The 3,657-nt window shown below is 32.3% G+C and carries 3 protein-coding genes; 1 reads left to right on the plus strand and 2 read right to left on the minus strand.

Going from position 1 to position 3,657, the window contains the following annotated elements; translation table 11 throughout:
* Positions 1-581 precede the first annotated feature (581 nt).
* Positions 582-1,544: an LPXTG cell wall anchor domain-containing protein gene (locus LLA01S_RS11660; protein WP_061778352.1), complete on the plus strand. Its 963-nt coding sequence runs from the start codon at positions 582-584 to the stop codon at positions 1,542-1,544.
* Positions 1,545-1,733: 189 nt separating this feature from the next.
* On the opposite strand, the gene LLA01S_RS11665 is transcribed toward LLA01S_RS11660, so the two are convergent.
* Together LLA01S_RS11665 and LLA01S_RS11670 are read right to left on the minus strand one after the other, a co-directional pair.
* Positions 1,734-2,273: a hypothetical protein gene (locus LLA01S_RS11665; protein ID WP_232034990.1), complete on the minus strand. Its 540-nt coding sequence runs from the start codon at positions 2,271-2,273 to the stop codon at positions 1,734-1,736.
* An 803-nt stretch (positions 2,274-3,076) separates the two neighbouring features.
* Complete coding sequence (locus LLA01S_RS11670; RefSeq protein ID WP_011676387.1) at positions 3,077-3,607, minus strand: hypothetical protein; 531 nt, start codon at positions 3,605-3,607, stop codon at positions 3,077-3,079.
* Positions 3,608-3,657 lie beyond the last annotated feature (50 nt).

Raw genomic sequence — 3,657 nt, forward strand, 5'->3', positions numbered from 1 at the left:
AATTCGGGTATTTATAAACTATATCATTATAAATCGAACTAAAAAATACGTTTTTTCAAATCCTAAGTACAAGGTTTTACATCAGTAAAGCTATTACTAAAAAAATGATAATTATGCTTGCTACCAGCCCTAAAAGTAACAGACCAATAATTGTTCTCTTCTCTCGATTATTATTCATTATTAACTCCCAATTCAAGCTCCAAGTATCTACTATTCTTAAATTTTAAGAAATATGTATTTTTTAATCTTCACTCAATACTGTGCCCAGTATAACACTTTAATCTTTAATTGCAACAAAAATACAAAAAAGCCACTCCCGATTGAGTGGCTAAAGATGAAAGAGCGATAATTTCACTGAATCACCTTTAGATTAAGTATAACATTTTGATTTCTAAATACAACAGTAAAAATAATAATGAACAGTTTTTGATATAAATGACTATTCCTTCTCCTTTTCATGCGACATATTTATAAATCTTTTACTATTTTTAGTAAAAAAATAGACAAACTCGTAAAAATGTCTTTTTGTTTTTTAACATAATATGTTAAAATGTATTGTATAACTTACAGGAGTTTTTAAAATGAAAAAATCAATCGTTGCCCTATCTACTTGTATACTATTCACTACTTTACCTTCTCCGACAAAGGCAGATCAACTTGATAATCTATCGCCTGATACTTCTGTCCAAGCCGAACAAGAATGGTATGGTATTTCGACAATTGAATTTTTCAATATGGGGCTTGACTCTGGAATTATTGAAGTGACACAGGGCGATATTATTATTGGGACAGCAACTTTTGGTTATTATGGTGGTACTTCACTTACAGCTGACGATATAGTTGTCAGTTCTAACCTTAATTATGTCGTTATTTCTAATATTACTATTGATAATAATTCACATACCGGTACCTTTGATATTATGGTAGATACATCTAACATTAGTTCTGGAAGCGAAACTTTTCAATTGAATATTACAGATGCTCTCCCTGAAAATGATAGACATGTTACGCCCTACTCAATAACAAACATGATTCAGATTAATGAGGCTCCTGAGCCTGATCCAGATCCTACACCTGATCCTGATCCTACACCTGATCCTGATCCTACACCAGACCCAGATCCTACACCAGACCCAGATCCTACACCAGACCCAGATCCTACACCTGATCCTGATCCTACACTTGATCCTGATCCTACACTTGATCCTGATCCTACACCCGATCCAGATCCTACACCTGATCCTGATCCTACACCCGATCCAGATCCTACACCTGATCCTGAACCTACACCTGATCCTGAACCTACACCCGATCCTGAACCTACACCCGATCCTGAACCTACATCGCCCTCTATAAATCAAAATACGGTCAATATTCCGAAAGATTCTGTCACCTTAAATAAGGCAATTATCCCTAACACCGTAGAAAATAATATAAACACATTACCAGAAACCGGTGATAATGGAAAAACGAATATTTCTTTCATTTTAGCGGGAATCATTATGATAAGCTCAGCAGCAATCTTATTATACAAAATAAGATAAAAAATACTCAGTATTCCTGAGTATTTTTTTAATAAAGTTAATCTACTTACCAATTGCTCCTTGGTATATTATTGAGATGGCCTACGATAATAACTTTATAATTGTTTTATTCGTTCAATCTTTTAGTTTTATAAATTATATTATTGTTCACTTTTTATAGATTACTTTTAAACCTTAGTGATTGACACCTTATTTGACCATTGAGGAGTCCATAAATGTTTGTGAAATAATCGTATATCTTGAGCTATCAGCACTATCAATCATTTCTAATTTTCCGTCAGCATTAACCCTGAACTCATTAATTTTAGTTTTGTTAGCAATTGCCGCTCCACCATTTGGATTTGCTGAGTAATCTATTTTTAAAACATCAGCATAAACTAAGTTATTTTCTAAATGAATATTGACATCATAAGTTACATTTAATCTAGGATCGACGCCTTTGCTCGCAAAAATTGCATCTTGAACCGCTACCACCCAGTAGAGTATTTCTTTTTCATTTAAGCCTTTTTGATTAATTACTGGAAAAATATCCGAAGATACTTTCATTCCCGGATAATGTTCAAAATCTAAGCTTTCTAATGAACCATTATCATTTATTTCAAAAGTATTCCTTGAATCAATTTGAGCTGTTGTGACTTCAGTCTTTGCTACCGTTCTACCGTCACTTTCATTATTAAAAACATAAATCCTTTCAGGGCGATTATCAAGTGGATTTTCTCCTTCATACATTGCAACCCATTGTTTAAATTGTAAAGCCGAAAGGTTTTTAGTATCAACTGTTGAGCTTTGTTGACTCGATTGTGTAGATTGACTTTTAGATGAACTGCTAGACTGAGATGAGTTCTCATTTTGTGAACTTTTTTCGTAACTTTTGACGATTGCTCTATTTTAGAACTATTACTTGTATTAGATTTTTGTGAGCTGCATGCCCCCAGCGTCAAAAGTGCTGATACAGAAACTGTGATAATCGCAAATTTTTTCATAAATATACTCCTATATTTTATATTAATTTAAGAGTATCATATAAAATAACTTATCACAAACACTTTGTGATTTTTTATAAAAAAATATCAGGAACTGCTGACAGCCCTATTTAAGAGTTTTATTAGTTTATGTAAATAAAAAATAAAAAAAGCACCTAAACTAATAGGCACTTAGGAGTTTTATGAAAAAGTTTTATTTTTTGGAATATATATATTATAGCCTTCTTTTCTTAAATGAATAATAAAAAAGCGCCTGGGCTAGAGGCACTTAAGAATGAATCTTTTAAAAAGATTTTTGTACTGTATTTGTTTTACCCTTTTTTCTCTTATTTATGAAATGATTTGTTTACAAAATAAAAATAGCTCCACCCATAGAGTATTAAGTACAAAGAGCATGATTAATTATGTACGTTGCTACTGTTGCCTAACTCGATAGTATTGTAAAGCCAAACATAGTAATATTTAAAATACAATTTTATCCATAAAAAACCCTAACCAAAGTTAGGGTTAATTTTCTAATTTATTCGTATTTAGTTGACTTTGTAATTATTATTTAGAATAAGCGTTAAATGCTATTCCTTCATTTTTCCATCCAACTTGAATTAATGAATCTCTTTCATAAGAACTCATTGTAAAGTGATGTGATCCAACTTTTGCATTTGGATTATAAAGACGATAAACAGGGACTCCAGTATTCGCTTTAGCAACTGGGAATCTAAATGATGTTCCATCATTAGTCCACCCAACTGAAACAAGAGTCGTAGCTTCAAAATCACTTGTTGTATAATGGTGATCACCTGCATTTGGATTATATAAACGTTGCACAACTGGATATCCTGAGTATGGAGGTTCAGTTAATGGGATATAAAATGCGACTCCTTCAGATTTCCATCCCGCTTTTTCTAAAATTAGAACCTCCCAACCAGCAGGTGTAAGTAAATGTTCACCTGAATTTGGATTATAAATTCTATATAATTTTTCGTGAGGTGGCTCAGTATCTTCAGAAACTTGGTGTGCATTAATAACCCCTCCCATTATAAATGCCATTGCTGCTAAAGCAACTAAAACTATTTTTTTCATAATATTCTCCTAGATATTCTCCTAAACACACATATTCATATACCCGAATT

This window comes from Lactococcus cremoris subsp. cremoris NBRC 100676, assembly GCF_001591705.1.
Classification (GTDB): domain Bacteria; phylum Bacillota; class Bacilli; order Lactobacillales; family Streptococcaceae; genus Lactococcus; species Lactococcus cremoris.